Source organism: Roseateles sp., from assembly GCF_036404855.1.
In the GTDB taxonomy this organism is placed as follows: Bacteria; Pseudomonadota; Gammaproteobacteria; order Burkholderiales; family Burkholderiaceae_C; genus Pelomonas.
The window spans coordinates 11,292-29,559 of the sequence record NZ_DASWYS010000241.1 but is presented as its reverse complement, the minus strand read 5'-3'; the positions used below and the strand labels follow the sequence as shown (position 1 = coordinate 29,559).

The window sequence follows — 18,268 nt, the reverse complement described above, 5'->3', positions numbered from 1 at the left end:
CGGGTGCCGTCATGCGCTACCGTTCGCGCCCATGTCGAGCACGCAATCCCTCGTGGCCCTGATCAAAGCCGAGCTGAAGAGCCAAGCCCTGAGCTATGCCGAGCTGGCGCAGTCCCTGGCGCTGTCAGAGTCCAGCGTCAAGCGCATGCTGGCGCCGGGTGGCGAGATGCCGCTGTCGCGCGTGGACGAGATCTGCCGCGTGCTGAAGCTGGACTTCGCCGAGCTCGCCGGCCGGCTGGCGTCCCAGGCACCGGAGTTGCGCGAGCTGAGCCTGGAGCAGGAGCGCGCTGTCGTCGCGTCGCCCGTGCTGCTGCTGGTGGCGATCTGCTGCCTCAGCCACTGGGCACTGGAGGACGTGCTGGCGCGTTACCGGGTCGCCGAGGCCGACGCCATCGCGGCGCTGGCACAGCTGGACCGGCTGGGGGTCATCGAGCTGCGCCCGCACAACCGCTACAAGCTCAAGGTCGCCAAGACGCTGCGCTGGCGGCCGCAAGGCCCCGTCATGCAGTTCTTCCGCGAGCGCGTGATGGCCGACTTCTTCGCCGGCGGCTTCGACGGCGAGGGCGAGCTGCTGACGCTGGTGCATGGCGAGTTCGGCGCCGGCCATGCGCGGGAGCTGGCCGAGCGGCTGCAGCGCGCGGCCGACGACTTCGCGCGCCAGCACCTGCTGGACCAGAAGCTGCCGTCGGCAGAGAAGCGACCCTACAGCGTCGTCATCGGGCTGCGGTCGTGGGTGTTCGAAGCGTTCAGGGACCTGGAGCGACCGGGCCTGGGTCAGCGCAAGGGCGAGATGGGCGGTTTGCGGGCAGCGAGCCGGATGGGCGGCTAGGCGTGGCGCGCCGCCAAGGCTGCCTGCCCTGGCCATGGCTGCCACGGCGTCGCTGGCCCGGTTCGCCGCCTGCGGGTCGTCAAGCGTGCGCCTGCGCTGCTCCGGCTCACCAGAACTCCCAGCGGCCGGTCGCGATGACCCAGATGCCCAGCAACCCGTTCGTTACTGCGTGCGCGACGACCGCCGTCCACAGCTTGCCGGTGCGACGGTAGAGCAGCGCATAGGCCAGGCCGGCGACGACGGCGGCCAGCCACAGCGTGTGAGCCAGGGTGAAGACGAAAGTCGACATCACGATGGCGCGCAGGCCTACGGTCTGCGGGTCAACGCGCTCGAAGCCCGGGTGTTGCACCCAGCGCATCAGGAAGCTGCGCCAGAACAACTCCTCCATGACCGGAACCACCAGGGCTGCGCCGATCAGGCGCAGCAGTACCAGCGGCCAGATCAGCTGGCCCGAGGCGTCCAGAGGCACGAAGCTTGCGGTGGCCGAGCCCAGCTGCATCCACGGCGCGTCCAGCTGCACCCAGATTGCGAAGACGGCAATGCCAATGACGACGGACCAGCCGGTCTCGCGGGCATCCGGCAGGTTCTGGCGTACCAGCTCGCCATAGCCGCGCCAGAACCAGGCCAGCAGGCCGGCGACGATGGCGGTCTGGGCACCGTAGATCCAACGCGCGTCCAGGCCGAGGTCGGCGGGCAGATAGCCGCGCAGCGCCAGCAGCGCCATGAAAACGACGAATGGGAGGCAGCGGGCGAGTGCAGCGGGGCTGAGGGCGGGCGGGGCGGCGGACATCGGGCGGCAGCTTAGCCCGGAGGCATGACGGTCTGACCGAGCGCGACCCCCAAGCCTCAGGGGGCCGCGTCGTTCAGCAGACCCTGCTTCAATGCCACGTAGACGCCATTGGTCCAGCCGAAGCCGTCCTGGGTCTCGTACTCGCCGCCTCCGCCGGGGCGGTCCTCGGCCACGTCGTACTTTTCCAGCAATCGCCCCGTGGCCAGGTAGACGCGGTGCACGCTGGCGCACCAGCGCTCGGCGATCTCGCGGGCGAGCGTCAGATGGCCGTAGCGGGCCAGGCCTTGCACGGCCACCCACTGCAATGGCGCCCAGCCGTTGGGCGCGTCCCATTGCTGCCCGGTGGCTTGCGCGGTCGTCAGCAGGCCGTTGGCACCGAGCAGGTGGCGTTGCGCCCGGGCGGCCATCGCGTCGGCCTGATGTTGCGTGGCCAGGCCCAGGTACAGCGGCATCAGGCTCGCTGCCGTAAGCGGGCGCGGGTCATGCGCGTTGCGCCAATTGATGTCGGCGAAGTGGCCGCCGGACTCGTCGGGATCGGCGCGCCAGAAGCACGTCTGCAGCAACTGCCGGCGCGTGGTCGCGCGCGCCTCGAAGGCTCGGGCGGTGGCCGCGTCGCCGTCGTGCGCGGCGCCCAGGGCGATGGCGCTTTCCAGTCCGGCGAGCAAGGCCTGCAGATCCACCGGGGCAAGGGCTGTGGTCTCGATGGTGGCGATGTCCGTGGGGTCGGCGCACCAGCGACCGGAGAAGTCCCAACCGCTCTCGGCGCCGGCGCGCAGGTCACGCCAGACGTCGGCCGGCGAGCGGCCCGTCACCGTTCTCGCAGCCTCGGCCGTCAGCACGTCCTCGCGCCAGCTTTCCTCTCGCGGCGTGCAGCGATCGTCCCAGTAGCGGTTCAGCAGCGCGCCGTCGGCGGTGCGCAGCGCGCGCCGGTGGGCCTGGCCGGGTGCGAGCCCCGCCTCGCCGTCCATCCAGAAGGCATGCTCAGTCCTGAGCGAGCCCAGGTGGGCCGCGAAGCCGGCGGCGGGGTCGTCGGCATGCAGGAGTTCCACCATCTTGAAGAAGAAAGGCGGCTGCGAGCGGCTCAGCATGTAGCTGCGGCTGCTGTTGGGAATGAAGCCGTAGGTGGCCAGCAGGTGCGCGAAGTTGGCGAGCAGGTGCTCGGCCAGGTCGCGCCGGCCATCGGCGACCAGACCCAGCATCGTGAAGTAGCTGTCCCAGTAGTAGAGCTCGCGGAAGCGCCCGCCCGGCACGACGTAGGGTTGGGGCAGCGCCAGCAGGCTCTCGCCGTCCTGCGCTCGAGTGTGCTCGCGCACCAGCATCGGCCATAGGGCACGGATGTGCTCGCGCAGACCCAGGCGGGGGCCGACAGCCGCGTCGTGGCCGGGCAGCACGAAGTTAGCCTGCACGAAGTCCGGCAACGAGAACCCAGGCAGGCGGCGCTCGGCCTCGAAGCGGGCGCGGATCAGCTCGGGCGTACTGCGGGGGCGGGCGTCGACGAAGCTCTTGCCGTCGCCGAAGACGCGTGTCATCTGCACGGCGACAAAGAGCTCGCCGTACAGCTCATGGGGCGTGGCGGCCGTGGCCCGGGCCGGTGTGACGGCATGGATGGGCGCGGCGGCGAAGAGGTCGCCGGGGCGCGTGGAGGAGGGGGTCATGACGAGAGATGCCGGCGCAACCGGGCCAGCGAGAGGGCCAGCGCCACGACAGGCACCAGCAGCAAGCCAAAGGCGGTGGTGCCGTCGAAGGCGACGAAGAGGCGGCCGGTGATGAAGCTGCCCAGCGTGCCACCCAGGGCGGAGAAGACGACGATGAGTCCGGTCATGGCGGCATGCCGGCGCTGCGGCAACGCGCTGAGCATGGCGGAGTTGATCGCCGGGTAGATGGGCGCCAGCAGCAGGCCCGTGGCAGGCAGCAAGTAGGCAGCGGGTGGGGCGTTGAGCCAGCCGATGGCGTTGCCCAGCGGCTGGGCGCCCCTGGCCAGAGGCAGCGCGATGAGGATGAGGGCCGCGATGCCGACCAGGCAGGCAATGACGACCTTGAACCAGCCCAGGCGGCCGATGACGGCGGCGCTGGTCAGCCGGCCCAGTGCGGTGGTGGCGGGCATGATGACCGCCAGGCCCACGCTCATGGCCGTGGGCAAGTGCAGCACCTCGTTGTTGAAGCTGGGCAGCCAGGTCGAGATGCCCTGCTCTATGAGCACGTAGAGGAAGGCCGACAGCAGGAAGACGACGACCAGGGAGAGTCTCAGCAGCGGCGCCATGGCGACGAGGTCTTCGCGCAGCGTCGTGTCCGGCGACTGGATGGGGCCTTCATCCAGCGGGCTGATCAGCAGCAGCACAAAGGCGCCAGCGGCAAGTGCAGCCAGCAGCGGGTAGACCTGCAGCCAGCCCCGACCTTCGGCAAGCGCAGCCTGGCTGAACAGCAAGAAGCCACCCAGCACGCCCACCATGAACAAGCCCTCCAGCAGGTTGGTGAAGCGTGCATGACCGGCGCGGTCCTGCGTGACCAGACCGATCATGGAATAGGCCGACACCTTGACCAGTGCGAACCCCGCACCCAGCGTGCAGAACAGCAGCTTGATGGCCCAGAAGGCTGCCAGCGCTGGCATCGCAAGGCATGCCGCGCCGACGGCCGCGACGGCCAGCAGCATGGAGCGCTTCAGGCCCAGCCGGGGCAGCAGTGAGGCGACGAGGAAGGACGTGATCGCGATGGGCAGGTCCTTCCATGCGTCCAGCAGCGCGGCGTCGGCGCGCGCCACGCCGAGGGTTTGCACGACCAGCAGATTGACAGCGCCCACGCTGTTCAGCAGCGCACCGAACAACATATAGGTCAGGATGATGGCAAGCCGGATGCGCAGGCTGCCGCTCGAAACAGGCACCGCCGGGAGGGATGTGGGTCGAGTCATGTCGAGAGCAGCGTTGAGTACGGGCCTGGCCATCTTGCGCGTCGTCAGAACTGGAAGCCGACGCTGAGTTCGTAGGCCCGGCCGAACAGCGGCCGTGCGAGGAACACGCCGTCCTGGCCCACACCCTGACCAGGCACGCGGAAGTTGCCTTCCGTCAGGCCTATCTTGTTGGTCAGGTTGGTGCCGGTGAGGCGCACCTCCAGGCCGTTGTCCATCGAGAACACTGCGCCTGCGTCGAGGGTGCGGTAGGCCGGCAGCTTCAGAGTGTTGGTCTGGTCGGCGAAGCGCTCCCCGACGTGGCTGTAGGTGGCAAACGCGCGCAGCTGGCCGAAGCCGGTCTGGGTCTGCCAGCTGGGCGTGAGGCGAGCCTGGAACTTGGGTGCGCGCTCGACGCGGTTGCCGCTGTACTGCTGGAAGTCCTTGTACTTGGCGTCCTGGACGTTGCCCGTAGCGGCGATCTCGAAGCCGTAGGCCGGGCGCAGCGCCAGCTCGAACTCAATGCCGGTGGCCTTGCTGTTGGGGCGCAGCACGACATTGCCGGCGTTGGTGAACTGCTGGGTCTGGGAGTTGGTCAGCTTGTTGGCGTAGGCCGTCAGGAAGGCGCTGTAGAGCTTGGTGGCGGTCTTCAGGCCGATCTCGTATTGCGTGATGTCCTCGACGGAGTCGCGGCTCTCGTTGGCACCGCGTCCGCGCAGCACGTCGAAGTCGGGCATGCGGTGGCCCTTGTTGACGCGCACGAAGGCGCTGAACTCGCGGCTGAAGGCGTAGTTGGCGCCGCCGGTGAAGGAGTTGCGCGTGAGTTTGCTGTCGATCAGCGTGTGGGTGCCATTGAAGTAGGCCAGGTTGTTGTTGTAGAGGGTCGTCGGATCGGCATCCAGGTCGCCGTTGCTGACGTTGGCGATGCTGCCGGTGATGCGCTGGGTTTCGCGGCGGGCGCCCAGGTCCACACGCAGCTCCTTGTTGAGCTGCCATTCATCCGCGATGAAGAAGGCGCGGGTGTTGCCGCTGTAGCTGGCGTCGAGGTTGAACGAGAACGGTGGCGTGACGTAGCCGTTGCGCGAGGCGCTGACGCCATTGTCCAGCTGCACGTCGATGAGGCGGGCATGTGGCTGCACCGTCATCAGCTGGGCTTGGCCCAGCGTCCAGACGTCGTGTGAGCTGTAGCCGGCCAGGTAGAGGCCGACCGTGAGGTTGTTGCCCGGCGCGATCTCGCGAGACAGGCGGGTCTCGTTGCTGGTGGATCGCAGTGCCTTGTCGACGGCCCACATGCCGTTGACGATGACGGGCGTGCTGCCGGCTACTGCACCGCCGCCGTTCGCGAACGTCGCCGCGCCGGTGACCGCAGCCCGGCCGGCGGCGGCGACGACGGCCGCATCGCCATTGGCCGCCGCCACCTGCGACGCGATGTAGCTCGACAGGGTCTGCGGATTCGCGCCGGAGAACAGCGCGTAGGTCGGCGTGTCGCCCGTCGTGTGGCTGAGCTTGTTGGTCAGGGTCCAGTCGCCCAGCCTGGTGTCGAGGTTGGCGCCGTAGGTTTGAACGTCGGCGCCGCGGCCGTCGGCGAGGTCCTTGGTCACCGTGCTTCGCTGGATCTCGGGCCGGCCATTGGGGAGCGTGCGCCCCGTGGCGCGACCGGTCTCCAGCACGATGTTGCGCAGCTCGTTGCCGTAGAAGTAGTCCTTCAGGGCATTGAAGCCGGGGTAGCTGGACACGCTCTTGCCGTCCGTCCCGCCGACGACCGGGATGGCCGTGAAGAAGGCATTGCGATCGCGCAGCGCGCGGGCATAGAGCTGCAGGCTGCCGTTGTCGAGCTTGCGGCTCAGCATGACGCTGGCCTGGCCGCCGCTGTCGGCCGGGAACTGGGTGTCGCGCACACCGTCGCTCTCGCGCCAGAAGCCACCCACCATGACGTTCCACTGGTCGCTGAGCTTGCCGGCGTAGACGCCGTCCACGCGCTTCAAGTTGCCCGTGCCCGTCGTCACGCGCAGGCCGGCCTCGGGGTTGCGGCCGTCCTTCTGGATGAAGTTGACCGTCACGCCGGGCTGGCCGCTGCCGAAGATGGGGCTGGGGCCGCCGCGGAGCACTTCCATTCGGTCGATGGTGTCGTCCAGACGGAACAGCTGGGAATGCTCGAAGAAGCTCAGCGTGGGCAGGTGATACAGCGGCGCACCGTTGAGCTGGAAGGTCGAGTAGGGGCCGTCACCCGGCGTCGGGAAGCCGCGCACGCGGATGTTGGCACCGGCCTGGCCGCCCGAGGTCTCGACGAAGACGCCGGGAACGGTCTTCAGGATGTCAGCCGTGCTGGTGGGTGCGGCTTGCTTGATCTGCTCTTCGGTGGCGGTCGTGATCGAGAAGCCGGCTTCCAGCTTGCGCACGCCCTCGCGACGCGCCGTGCCGGTGACGACGACGGCTTCGAGTTCCTTCACTTCTGGCGAGACGGGGGCGGGCTTGGCGGCTTCCTGGGCCTGGGCGGCGGCGCAGAGGGTGGCCGCGGCCAGGGCGATCAGCTGAGGGCGCAGGCGGCGAGCGCCGACGCGCGACACGGCGTGGGTCATGGGTTGTCTCCGATGGTTGTTGTGTGTCCCGAAAGCCGGCGCGGCCGTCGCCACTCTCGATGGGCCGGACTTTGAGGGCAAATGTTATCGATGTCATTTGGGTAAACACCAGTGTGTGGAGGGATTGACATCGATGGCATCTTCGGCATTCCGCCCTGATCGGGTCGGATGCCGATGGCCAGCCTTGCCGGGCGAGGATGAACGCCGACAATCCGCCTCCATGAGCACCCACGACCTCACCGATGCCGAGTTCGCCGAACTCGACGAACTTCTCGCCGCCACGCCCGAGCCGCTGCAGCCGCTGGACGCCTCCATGTTGGACGGCTACCTCTGCGGCGTCATCGTGCAGCCCCGCCTCATCGAGTCCGATGAGTGGTTGCCCAACATCTTCGACTACGACGGCGGCCTGCTGCCCGAGACGGTGGATGCGGGCTGGCTGGACAAGCTGACCCAGCTCGTCGAGCGGCGCCACGCGGCGTTAAACCGCAGCCTCGTCGAGGATAGCTGGTTCGATCCCGTCATCCTCGACGTGGACGAGACGGTGACGCCCGATCCCCTGCCGGAGGACGCCAGCGAGGATGAGCGCTCAGCCCGCGCCAGCTACGACGCCTTGGGTCCGATCTCGCGCGCGCTGATGCCCTGGGTGGCCGGCTTCCAGCATGCGGCCCTGTGCTTCCCGGAACTGGCCGACCTGCCCAACGAAGACGTCGCAGCGGCCATGGCCCGCCTGTACCGTCACCTGCCGGCCGAGACGCCCGAGGAGAAGGAAGTCGTCGCGACGCTGAACCGCGAGCATCCGCTGAAGGACCTGGACGAGGCCATCGAGGAGCTGGTTGTCACGGTGGCCGACCTGGCCGACCTGACCGAAGCCGAACGCTACCGCGTCGACACCATCCGTCGCGACATGCCCAAGGTGGGGCGCAACGATCCCTGCCCCTGCGGCTCCGGCCGCAAGTACAAGCAGTGCCACGGTAGCAACTGATGCGTCTGCAATTGCTCTCGGACCTCCACCTGGAGACTGAGAGCTACGAGCCCACGCCCGCGCCCGACGCCGAGCTGCTGGTCCTGGCCGGCGACATCGACACGACCTGGCGGAGCTTCGAGCTGTTCCGCGGCTGGCCCGTGCCGGTGCTGTTCGTGCCTGGCAACCACGAGTTCGACCAGCGCGACGTGGACTTGGCGCGCGAGTCCCTGCGCGTGCATGTGCACAACGTCGGACTGCGCATGTTGGACGACGAGTCGGTTGTCATCCCCGACGCGCATGGCCGCCGCGTGCGGTTCATCGGCTGCACGCGCTGGTGCGACTTCGACGCCTTCGGTCCCGCGGGCCGCGAGCGTGCGATGCGGGCCGGCGGCTATTTCCAGAAGGTCATGCAGGCCACGCGCCATGGCGAGGTCTTCGGCGTGGACGCTGTGCGTGCGCTGGCGCTGGAGAGCCGAGCCTGGCTGGCTGGCGAGCTGGCCCGCGCGGGCGAGTGGGACGCCACCGTCGCCATCACCCACTTCGCGCCCAGCCTGCGCAGCGCCGACCCACGCTACGGTCGCCAGCCCGGCACGGCAAGCTTCTGCAACAACGACGAAGACCTGCTGCCCGGCGCAGACCTCTGGCTGCACGGCCATCTGCACTGCCGGCATGACTACAGAATGGGCGCCACCCGAGTCGTCAGCAACGCCCGCGGCCACATGAAGCGCGGCGAGGCCGACGGCTTCGACGGTCACCGCGTCATTGAGGTGTTTTCACCGGCTTGATGCGCAGCGCCAAGACCACCCCCGCCACCAGCAGCGCCACGCCCGAGAACGTTGCCGCCGGCGGCATCCGCTGCTTCCACGTGAAGGCGTAGGCCAGGGCTGCCAGCGTCTCGAAGACGATGAGCTGGCCGGACAGCGAGGTCGGCAGGCGCTGGCTCGCTTCGTTCCAGCACAGCGTGCCCAGCCAGGACGAGCACAGGCCGATGGCCACCATCAGGCCCACGTAGGCCAAGGGCTTCTCGCCCAGCGGCCACGCGTAGTCGGCCGGAATCAGAACGCCCGGCGCGGCCAGATGCACCGCACCCAGCAGCAGCACGCCCAGCAGCGCCATGGGGAGCGTGACCAGGCCCTGGGCCGTCGCCCAGGCGCGTGGGCTGCGATCAGCGTGCGCGCGCAGCCAGTCGGCGTTGCGGATCGGGTACCACGTCCAGCAGGCGACGGCCGCGATGGCCAGCAGGGCACCCTCGGCGTAGCGGCGCAGGTCGCCGGCCTGCGACTGCAGCACGGTCAGCTCGTCGTGGTTCACGCAGGTCAGACCCGCGGCTATCAGCGCCAGCGACGGCGCCAGCATCGGCCACGGCAGGTGGCCGTCGCGCACGCGGTTGCGGTGGTTGGCACAGACGGCGATGACGACGGGCAGCGTGCCGATGATCATGGTCGGTAGCGGCGCACCGGCGCGTTGGATGGCCGCCGACAGGCAGAGGTAATAGAGGAAGTTGCCGACCAGGCTGAGCTTGGCTGCCTCCCACCAGTCCGAGGCCCGCAGCTCGCGCAGCACGCGACGGTCCAGCAGGGCCAGCGGCAGGGCGATGAGCCCGAACGCCAGATACCGGCCCACCGTCAGCAGCGCCGGTGCGTAGCCGGGCAGCATGACAGGTGCGACGAAGACCAGTCCCCACATCAAGCCGGCGGCAAGGGCGAACAGCAGGCCAAGAAGCATGAACGGCATCATCACCCATGCGGCCTTCACACAGACCCGCTAGGCTTCGCGCCCCATGCATCGCCCGCGCGCTATTGCCCTCGCCTGCCTCCTGGCTGCCGTAAGCCCAGTCCATGCAGGCCGGCCGCTGCAGGCCGAGGATGCCGACATCATGGATCCGCGAGCCTGCGAGATCGAAGGCGCGCACAGCCACTGGCGCGACCCGCAGGCCGCCCGGCGCCAGACCAGCCTGCAGATCGGCTGCGGCATCGGCGGCAGCAGTGAGATCGCGTTGCAGGCCATCCGGCCGCGTGAACTCGCGCTGGGGGGCAAGACTCAAGTCTGGCGCGGTGACGAGGCTCGGATCACGCTGGCCTGGAGCCTTGCCCACCGTCATGTCGCTGCGGCGTGGCGGCGCAGCGGTGCAGGCCTCATGCTCGTGGCCAGCGCGCCGCTGGCGGGCGACTGGGTCGTGCATGCGAACCTCGGCCACCAGCGCGACGAACTGCTGCGCCGCCGCAGCACGATCTGGGCGCTAGCCGCGGAGCACACCGGCCTGGGCGGGGGAGGACGTTGGCAACCCATGGCGGAGGTCTTCGGCGACGACCGCGGCCGACCCTGGGCCAGCGCGGCCCTGCGTGTGGGGCTATGGCCGGATAGGCTGTTCGTCGACGCGTCGCTGGCCCGCCAGCTCGGCGGCGCGAACTCGCGGCTGGCGACTGCCGGCTTCAAGCTCGCGTTCTGAACCAGGCCGCCACGGCCTCCCGTTGCGCGGCCGTGAAGTGCAGGCCGAGCTTGCTGCGTCGCCACAGCACGTCCTCGGCGCTGCAGGCCCACTCCTGCTCGACGAGGTGACGCAGCTCGACCTCGAACAGGCCTGGGGCCACTTCTGCGCCTGCGTCGGCCGCAAGCAGCACCTCGGCCCCGCTGCCATAGGCGCGCGCCAGTCGCGCGACGAGTGATGCCGACCGGCCGGCATGGCGAGCGTGCAGGGCGGCGATGAAGCCATCAATGTCGATGCCGTGCGAGCCGAGATCGCCGCCGGGCAGCTTGGCACCCTGGGTCCAGGGCTTGCGGACATCGCCCAGCAGGCGACCGAGCTGGCTGGCGCCGTCCTCGGCCAGCTTGCGATAGGTCGTCAGCTTGCCGCCCCAAACGTTGAGCATCGGCGCGCCGCCCGCCGTGTCGGCCTCCAGCAGGTAGTCGCGCGTGACGGACGAGGCCGAGCCGCCTTCGTCCAACAGCGGGCGCACGCCTGCATAGCTCCAGACCACGTCGGCTGGCCGCACGGGTTCGGCCAGATACCGACTGGCCTGCTCGCACAGGTAGTCCACTTCGGCCGCGCTGATCTCGGCGCGGTCGGGCGGTGGTCCGTCGTCCGGCAGCTCCACGTCGGTCGTCCCGATCAGCGTGAAACTGCCTTCGTACGGAATGGCGAAGATAATGCGGCCGTCCGGGTTCTGGAAGATATAGGCGTGGTCGTGCGCGAAGCGCCGCGGCACAACGATGTGGCTGCCCTTGACAAGACGCATGCCGTGCGCCGGCAGGCCTTGTCCGCGCAGGAAGCTCTCGGCCCACGGTCCGGCCGCGTTGACCAGCGCGCGGCTGCGCAGCCGTCGGCCACCCTCCAGCGTCAGATGCCAGCCCTCGGCGCTGCGCTTGGCCTCGGTCACCGCGCATCGCGTCACGACCTCGGCGCCTCGCTGGCGGGCATCCATCGCGTTCAGCACCACACATCGGGCGTCGTCCACCCAGCCGTCGGAGTAGACGAAGCCGCGCCTGAACTCGGGCCGCAACGCTGCGCCATAGACCGTGCCGGTGAGCTTCAGGCTCTGGGAGCCGGGCAGCAGTTCGCGCCGGGCGAGGTGGTCATAGAGGAAGAGGCCGATGCGGATCATCCAGGCCGGCCGCAGGTGCGGCGCGTGCGGGAGCACGAAGCGCAGCGGCCGGATGATGTGCGGGGCGCTCCTGAGCAGCACCTCACGCTCCTGCAGTGCCTTGGCGACCAGCGCGAACTCGTAAGTCTCCAGATAGCGCAGGCCGCCGTGGATGAGCTTGGTGGAGCTGGACGAGGTGTGCTGAGCCAGGTCTTGTGCCTCCGCCATCAGCACTCGCCAGCCGCGCCCGGCCAGATCGCGCGCCAGGCCCGTGCCGTTGATGCCACCCCCCACCACCACGACGTCAAAATCATCCATATCGACCACTCTAAGTGAACGGCCGCCATGGATGCTCTGCTCGCACTGGACCAGGGGACTTCGAGTTCGCGGGCGCTGATCTTCGACCGTGCGGGCCGGCTGTTGGCCGTGTCGCAGCGTGAGCTGCCCCAGCACTTCCCGCAGCCGGGTTGGGTGGAGCATGACGCCGATGAGATCTGGACCCACCAGGTCGAGTGCGCCCGCGAGGCGCTGGCCGAGGCAAAGGTGCGCGTGGCCGCCATCGGCATCACCAACCAGCGCGAGACGGTGGTGCTGTGGGACCGCAAGACCGGCAGGGCGCTGCACAAGGCGCTGGTCTGGCAGGACCGGCGTACAGCGGACTTCTGCGAGCAGCTGAAGCGCCAAGGGCTGGAGCCGCGCGTTCGCGAGCTCACCGGCCTGTTGCTGGATCCCTATTTTTCCGCGACCAAGCTGCGCTGGCTTCTCGACAACGTGCCTGGCGCCCGCGAGCGTGCGACCCGCGGCGAGCTGGCCTTCGGTACCGTCGACAGCTGGCTGCTGTGGAAGCTGACTGACGGCCAGGTGCATGCCACCGACCCGAGCAATGCCTCGCGCACGCTGTTGTTCGACATCCGCCGCGGCGACTGGAGCGACGAGCTGCTCGCCGCCTTCGACATCCCCCGAAGCCTGTTGCCCGAGGTGCGACCGTCGGCCGGCGACTTCGGTCAGGCCGTGGAGTTCGGCGTGCCCATTGCGGGTATCGCCGGCGACCAGCAGGCCGCCCTCTTCGGCCAGGCGGCACTCGCCCCGGGCCAGGCCAAGAACACCTACGGCACCGGCTGCTTCCTGCTGATGCACACCGGAACGCAGGCGCGCACGTCCATGCAAGGCCTGGTGACGACACGCGCGGCCCAGGTTGACGCCACCGCGCAGTACGCGCTCGAGGGCAGCGTCTTCGTCGGTGGCGCTGTCGTGCAGTGGCTGCGCGACGGGCTGCACGCCGTGCGCTCGAGCAGTGAGGTGCAGGCGCTGGCCAGCAGCGTGCCCGACGCGGGAGGGGTGGTCTTCGTGCCAGCTTTTGCCGGGCTGGGCGCACCCTACTGGCGGCCCGACGCGCGAGGCGCCCTGCTGGGTCTCACGCGAGGCACGACGCAGGCTCACATCGCCCATGCGGCGCTGGAGAGCATCGCCTTCCAGAGCGCGGCCGTGCTGGCCGCAATGAATGCCGACGTGGGCGCGCACGAACGCCTGACGGAACTGCGCGTGGACGGCGGCGCGAGCGCCAACGACCTGCTGATGCAGTTCCAGGCCGATCTGCTCGGCATTCCCGTGCTGCGTCCGCGCGTCATCGAGACCACGGCGCTGGGCGCCGCGCTGCTGGCCGGGCTGGGCTGCGGTCTTTACGAATCTGCCGAGGATGTCGGCGCGATCTGGCAGTTGGAGCGCGCCTTCGAGCCACGCATGTCGCGAGACGAGGCCGGCGCGCGCATGGCGCAGTGGGAACGGGCCGTGCGCCAGGTGCTGGCGGGTTAGCGCGCTGCCGCGCCGTTGCTGACAAGCCCTGGCAGTGGACCCCTGCAGCATGCGGGTTTTCAATCTCAAGGAGCCCGCATGAACTTCGCCTATACCCTGGTCTACGTGTCCGACGTGGGCGCGTCGCTGGCCTTTTTCGACCGCGCCTTCGGCCTGAAGACGCGCTTCCTGCACGAGAGCGGAGCCTACGGAGAGGTCGAGACTGGCGGCGCCGGCGCCAAGCTGGCCTTTGTCGACCACGCGACTGCGCGCGACAGCGTGCAGCACGACTATGTCGCCGCCGACGCCAGCGACAAGCCGCTGGGCATGGAGATCGGCTTCGCGGTGGACGACGTGCAGGCGGCCTACGACCGTGCCGTCGCCGCGGGCGCCCGCGCCCTGGCCGCACCGGTCACCAAGCCCTGGGGGCAGACGGTGGCCTATGTGCGCTGCCCGGACGGCACGCTGGTCGAGCTCTGCACGGCCATGGGCTGAGCCCGCCGGAACGTGCGCCATGGGATCCGGGCCGGCGGCGGGCATGCCCGCGCTCCCGCACAATGTCCGCCCATGCGCCGCGCCGACCGCCTATTCCAGATCGTCCAGCTCATCCGTGGACGCCGCCTCACGACGGCTGACTACCTGGCGCAGCGGCTGGAGGTGTCCATGCGCACTGTCTACCGCGACATCGCGGCGTTGGGCCAGCAGGGCGTGCCTATCGAGGGTGAGGCCGGCGTGGGCTACCGCATGCGAGTGGGCTTCGACCTGCCGCCGCTGATGTTCAGCAAGCAGGAGGCCCAAGCCCTGGTCGCGACGGTGCGGATGTCCGAGTCGCGCCTGGATGCAGCGCTGGCCCGCCAGGCCGAAAACGCGCTCTCGAAGATCCTCGCCGTGCTGCCGCTGGACGCACGGGCTGCGGCCGAGAGCCTGGCCTTGTACGCGCCGTTGCCGGCGCTGGACCCGGCCACCAGCGCCCACCTCACTGCGATGCGCGAGGCCACCGAGGCGCGGCGCAAGCTCAAGGTGGGCTATCTGGACCTCGGCGGTGTGAGGAGCGAGCGAGTCGTGCGGCCGCTGGCCTGCCTGTTCTGGGGGCCGGTCTGGACGCTGGCCGCCTGGTGCGAGCTCCGCAACGACTTCCGCAGCTTCCGCGTCGACCGGGTCGAGACGCTTCAGGTGCTGGAGGAGACCTTCCGAGACGAGGCGGGCAAGACGTTGGTGGACATGAACCGGCAGCGCGAAGCCCAGGAACACGGGGGGGCTTGATATGCCGATCAGTCGGCAGCAGGCGCGTGCCGCGATGAACACTGAACTGACCATGGAGCAGGCCTATGCGGCAATGTTCCTGTTCCTGGAGCAGTATGACGAGCGCGGGGGCGCCGACGACGTCGGGGTCTTGCTGGGAAGCATGAATCTGCTGGCAGATGGCATGCCTGCTGATGAAGCACTGTGGACAGACTGGGCGAATGCTGTGGGACGCGCACAGAAGCGCGCCATGACCGGGGTGGGCGGTCCTGGTGCGGAGATGGGCGCTAGCTAGTCAACCACCGCCGCCCCTTTTTCTGCCAGCAGTGCGCGCAACACCGATCGGTGGCAGCGCGCCTCGTCCTCGCAGTAGCAGCCCACCGAGAAGTCCGCCTGTGCCGACAGCGTGGCCAAAAGCGCCAGCGCATGCTGGGCGTCGGGCCGGGCCATCTCGGCACGGTACTTCCTCTGGAAGACGTTCCACTCCGCCGCCGTCCCGGCGGCCTGCCCCAGCTTCATGGTCTCCAGGCTGGGCGCGAGGGTGGGGAACCACACGTCGTAGAAGTCGCGTGATGCGAACTCCGCCTTGGGCACGCCGCGCGGCGGGCGGCGTACGGTGCCGACGCGCGTGCCTTCGCCCTCGGCCCTCGGGCTGCCAAGCCTGACGATGCGGATGGGCATGCGGCGCTCCTCTTCAGTGCCGGCCAAGCACGCGGATGACTTCATCCTCGGCCACCGGCTTGGCGATGAAGCTGTTCATGCCGGCAGCGAGCGCCGCCTGGCGCTCCTGGTCCAGCACAGCGGCGGTGAAGGCATGGATGGGCAAGCGGGCCGTCGCCGGGTCGGCGCGCAGCAGCTGCGTGGCTTTCAGGCCGTCGACCTTGGGCATGTGCAGGTCCATCAGCACGCCATCCAGGCGCTGAGCCTGCTCGCGGGCGAGGTGGATGGCCTGCTCGCCGTCCTCGGCCTCTACGACCTCGGCGCCCAGGCGCTGCAGCAGGGCCGTGATGATGAGACGATTGACCGGGTTGTCCTCGGCGACCAGCAGGCGCTGGCCAGCCAGCGGGTGGCGCGGCGGCAGCGGGATGCGCATGCGGGATGCCGTGTCGTCGACGGTCAGCGCGGTGGGCAGGGCCAGCTCGGCCCAGAAGCTGGAGCCATGCACGCCGTCGCTCTGTACGCCCACGCGGCCCTGCATGCGCGTGGCCAGCTCGCGGCAGATGGACAGGCCCAGGCCGGTGCCGCCGAAGCGCCGAGTCGTCGAGTCGTCGGCCTGCGCGAAGGGGCGGAAGAGCCGGCCCTGCAGCTCCGTCGGAACGCCGATGCCGCTGTCCGCGACGACGATGCGAACGCGGTCGGTGTCGGCCGCCGACAGCTTCAGCCGGATGTGGCCGTGCTCGGTGAACTTCAGCGCGTTGACGAGGAAGTTGGCCATGATTTGGCGAACCCGCAGCGGATCGCCGATGACGAGGCGGGGCAGGCCCGGCGCCAGCTCGATCTGCATGTCCAGCCCGCGCTCGCGGCCCAGCGCCGCGCAGCCCTCGAAGCTGGCCTGGGCCAGCGCGTGCAGGTCGAACTCGATCTGCTCCAGCTCCAGGTGACCTGCCTCGATCTTCGACAAGTCCAGCACATTGGACACGATCTCGTTGAGCGATTCGGCGGCGCCGACGAGGTGGGCCAGGTACTTGTCGCGGTGGTCGTCGGCGGGGCCACCCTGTTGCAGCAGGCGCGCCAAGCCCAGCACGCCATTCAGCGGCGTGCGGATCTCATGGCTCATCGTCGCGAGGAAGGCACTCTTGGCGTGGCTGGCGCCCTCGGCCTGCTGCTTGGCGGCCTGCAGCTCGCGTTCTTGGCGGCGGCGCTCGGTGACGTCCTCGGCAAGCCATAGCGTCGCGCGGTCGGCATCGTCCTCGCTGCGACTGGCCAGCGTGGCCGGCAGGCCGCGGGCATTGAACTGCACGGTGATGCGCTGGCCTTCGGGGTGGAGGAAGTCGCGCTCAAAGGCCTGTGCGGCGCTGGCCACCTGCTGGGCGGAAGGCAGGCCGGCCTGCCCGGCGGCGAGCCGGGGTTCGGTGCCGCCGAAAATCTCCTGCCAGTGGCGGTTCACTCGCTCGAAGCGCTCGCCACGCGTCAACGCGATGCCGATGCTGGCGTGGTCGAGGATGGCCTCGGCCTCGATGCGGTCCCGCTCACTGTCTGTGATGTCGCGCGCGATCATCATCGTCGCGGGCTCGCCGTCCCAGTCCAGCGACGCGGCTGACACCAGCAGGTCGCGCCATTGGCCGTTGACCAGGATGGCCGAGCGGAAATCGCGCACCAGCCCGGAGTCGGCCAGCGCGGCGGCCAGCCGCCGCGGCTCGGTGCTGTCGGGCCATAGACCCAACTCGCGGGCAGACCGGCCCATCAGCTCGTCGCGAGACAGGCCGGCCAGCGTGCAGAAGCCTGAGTTTGCGAAGCGAATGCGGCCATCCTCGATGTGGGCCACGCAGATGGCGTCGGGGCTGGCGCGCAGCACGCGATCGAGCATGCTGGCGGTGCGCTGGTGTTGCTGCAGCGCGAGGCGCTCGCCCGTGATGTTGTGGCTGACTCCGTGCCAGCCGGTGTGGCGACCGGCGGCGTCGAAGACGGGCTCGCCCGAGCTCAGCGTCCACAGCAGCCGACCATCGGGCGCGCGAAAGCCATTGATGCGGTCGCGGTAGGCGCGCTTGGCGCGAATGTCCTCCAGCAGCGCCTGAAACTCGGCGTCCTTCACGAGGGCAGCCCCTCCGGGCTGGCCCATGCGCAGGAAGTCCTCGCGCTTGTGGCCCGACAGCGCCTCGAACTCGTCGGACAGGTGGGTCACCCGGAACTGCGCGTCAGCCTCCCAGGCCCAGTTGTGCGCGGCCTGCACGAGGCGCGCCAGCCGGGCCTCCTCTCCGATGGCGCGCCGCAGTGCGGCGCCCAGGATGCGGTTGAGCAGCAGGGCCGAGGCCAGCCCGCCGACCGTGATCAGCAGGTGACCGATGACCCTACCCTGTACCGACGGTTGCAGCGCGACGATCCGGCCAGGCAGCCAGCCATGGGTTTCGAGCGCAGCCAGGCCGAGGATGGCGGCGACATGCAGCGCGGCCAGCGCGAGGGCGGCGGCGCTGCCAGCGACGCCGCCCGCCACGGCAATCAGCACGGGGCTGGCGGCCAGCACCAAGGTGTGCACGCCAAGTCCGGTGGCCACGGAGTGGGCGACCAGGCTGAGCTGGGTGCCCCCCAGCACCAGCGTCATGGCCAGACGCAGCCAGCCGGCCCGGCGCACCAGCGCCGCCAGACCGCCCAGGGCCAGCAGGGTCACGCCGATGGTGAATCGCTGGTCGCCCCAGGGCAGGGCGCCTCTGGACGCGTGCAGCATCAGGCCGGCCGCGGCCGCTGTCGCGCCAACGATGCTGACGATGGCGACCAGCGTTCGTGCGGCCTTGTCCTGTAGCGTGTCGCGCGAGTCGAGGGCGTCAGTCGGCACTGAAACCATCGCTTGCGCGCATGCTGTCGCAGAAGGGTTTGTCCTTGGCGGCCTGGGTTGGAATCGTCATCGGAAACGCGTCCTCGTGGCTGCGCGCGACATTAGCACGCAGGGGCGGTGC

Annotated in this window: 16 protein-coding genes; 8 read left to right on the top strand and 8 right to left on the bottom strand. The window is 69.5% G+C overall.

What is annotated here, in order from left to right:
- The first annotated feature begins 31 nt into the window (after window positions 1-31).
- Window positions 32-829 carry a helix-turn-helix domain-containing protein gene (locus tag VGF12_RS16005; protein WP_331177041.1) on the top strand — a complete coding sequence of 266 codons (798 nt, stop codon included), beginning with the start codon at window positions 32-34 and terminating at the stop codon, window positions 827-829.
- Between the two features lie 106 nt (window positions 830-935).
- Here VGF12_RS16005 and VGF12_RS16000 read toward each other — a convergent pair whose 3' ends face one another.
- Genes VGF12_RS16000 through VGF12_RS15985 form a run of 4 tightly spaced genes read right to left on the bottom strand, consistent with a single transcriptional unit; the run spans window position 936 to window position 7,079 of the window.
- On the bottom strand, window positions 936-1,619 hold the full coding sequence (locus VGF12_RS16000; protein WP_331177040.1) for a CAAX prenyl protease-related protein: 684 nt from the start codon (window positions 1,617-1,619) through the stop codon (window positions 936-938).
- A 56-nt stretch (window positions 1,620-1,675) separates the two neighbouring features.
- Entirely contained in the window at window positions 1,676-3,274 is a 1,599-nt protein-coding gene (gene treF, locus VGF12_RS15995; RefSeq protein WP_331177039.1) for an alpha,alpha-trehalase TreF, read from the bottom strand.
- A complete protein-coding gene (locus tag VGF12_RS15990) occupies window positions 3,271-4,524 on the bottom strand; it encodes an MFS transporter (RefSeq protein ID WP_331177038.1) in 1,254 nt (417 codons plus the stop codon). The genes treF and VGF12_RS15990 overlap by 4 nt, the downstream gene beginning before the upstream one ends.
- Before the next feature lie 44 nt (window positions 4,525-4,568).
- The gene (locus VGF12_RS15985) at window positions 4,569-7,079 is read right to left on the bottom strand and encodes a TonB-dependent receptor (RefSeq protein WP_331177037.1); all 2,511 of its coding nucleotides are present in this window, start codon (window positions 7,077-7,079) and stop codon (window positions 4,569-4,571) included.
- A gap of 220 nt (window positions 7,080-7,299) precedes the next feature.
- Here VGF12_RS15985 and VGF12_RS15980 point away from each other — a divergent pair, with 220 nt between their 5' ends.
- On the top strand, window positions 7,300-8,061 hold the full coding sequence (locus VGF12_RS15980) for a UPF0149 family protein (RefSeq protein WP_331177036.1): 762 nt from the start codon (window positions 7,300-7,302) through the stop codon (window positions 8,059-8,061).
- The gene (locus tag VGF12_RS15975; RefSeq protein WP_331177035.1) at window positions 8,061-8,828 is read left to right on the top strand and encodes a metallophosphoesterase; all 768 of its coding nucleotides are present in this window, start codon (window positions 8,061-8,063) and stop codon (window positions 8,826-8,828) included. Before VGF12_RS15980 ends, VGF12_RS15975 begins: the two co-directional genes overlap by 1 nt.
- Here VGF12_RS15975 and VGF12_RS15970 read toward each other — a convergent pair.
- The gene (locus VGF12_RS15970) at window positions 8,803-9,768 is read right to left on the bottom strand and encodes a DMT family transporter (protein ID WP_331177034.1); all 966 of its coding nucleotides are present in this window, start codon (window positions 9,766-9,768) and stop codon (window positions 8,803-8,805) included. The two genes, VGF12_RS15975 and VGF12_RS15970, sit on opposite strands and share 26 nt — an antisense overlap.
- 151 nt (window positions 9,769-9,919) lie before the next feature.
- On the opposite strand from VGF12_RS15970, the gene VGF12_RS15965 reads away from it, so the two are divergent.
- Window positions 9,920-10,492 carry a hypothetical protein gene (locus tag VGF12_RS15965; protein WP_331177033.1) on the top strand — a complete coding sequence of 191 codons (573 nt, stop codon included), beginning with the start codon at window positions 9,920-9,922 and terminating at the stop codon, window positions 10,490-10,492.
- On the opposite strand, the gene glpD is transcribed toward VGF12_RS15965, so the two are convergent.
- On the bottom strand, window positions 10,476-11,942 hold the full coding sequence (glpD, locus tag VGF12_RS15960; protein ID WP_331177032.1) for a glycerol-3-phosphate dehydrogenase: 1,467 nt from the start codon (window positions 11,940-11,942) through the stop codon (window positions 10,476-10,478). The two genes, VGF12_RS15965 and glpD, sit on opposite strands and share 17 nt — an antisense overlap.
- Before the next feature lie 27 nt (window positions 11,943-11,969).
- On the opposite strand from glpD, the gene glpK reads away from it, so the two are divergent.
- From glpK to VGF12_RS15940, 4 genes are all read left to right on the top strand, one after another.
- Entirely contained in the window at window positions 11,970-13,436 is a 1,467-nt protein-coding gene (glpK, locus tag VGF12_RS15955; protein ID WP_331177031.1) for a glycerol kinase GlpK, read from the top strand.
- A 78-nt stretch (window positions 13,437-13,514) separates the two neighbouring features.
- Complete coding sequence (locus VGF12_RS15950; protein WP_331177030.1) at window positions 13,515-13,910, top strand: VOC family protein; 396 nt, start codon at window positions 13,515-13,517, stop codon at window positions 13,908-13,910.
- 72 nt (window positions 13,911-13,982) lie between these two features.
- Window positions 13,983-14,678: a YafY family protein gene (locus VGF12_RS15945; protein WP_331177029.1), complete on the top strand. Its 696-nt coding sequence runs from the start codon at window positions 13,983-13,985 to the stop codon at window positions 14,676-14,678.
- 34 nt (window positions 14,679-14,712) lie between these two features.
- Window positions 14,713-14,952, top strand: a complete 240-nt coding sequence (locus VGF12_RS15940) for a hypothetical protein (protein WP_331177028.1) — start codon at window positions 14,713-14,715, stop codon at window positions 14,950-14,952.
- Here VGF12_RS15940 and VGF12_RS15935 read toward each other — a convergent pair.
- Both VGF12_RS15935 and VGF12_RS15930 read right to left on the bottom strand, forming a co-directional pair.
- A complete protein-coding gene (locus VGF12_RS15935) occupies window positions 14,949-15,338 on the bottom strand; it encodes a DUF488 domain-containing protein (RefSeq protein WP_331177027.1) in 390 nt (129 codons plus the stop codon). The two genes, VGF12_RS15940 and VGF12_RS15935, sit on opposite strands and share 4 nt — an antisense overlap.
- A 13-nt stretch (window positions 15,339-15,351) precedes the next feature.
- Entirely contained in the window at window positions 15,352-18,147 is a 2,796-nt protein-coding gene (locus tag VGF12_RS15930) for a PAS domain S-box protein (RefSeq protein WP_331177026.1), read from the bottom strand.
- Window positions 18,148-18,268: the final 121 nt, after the last annotated feature.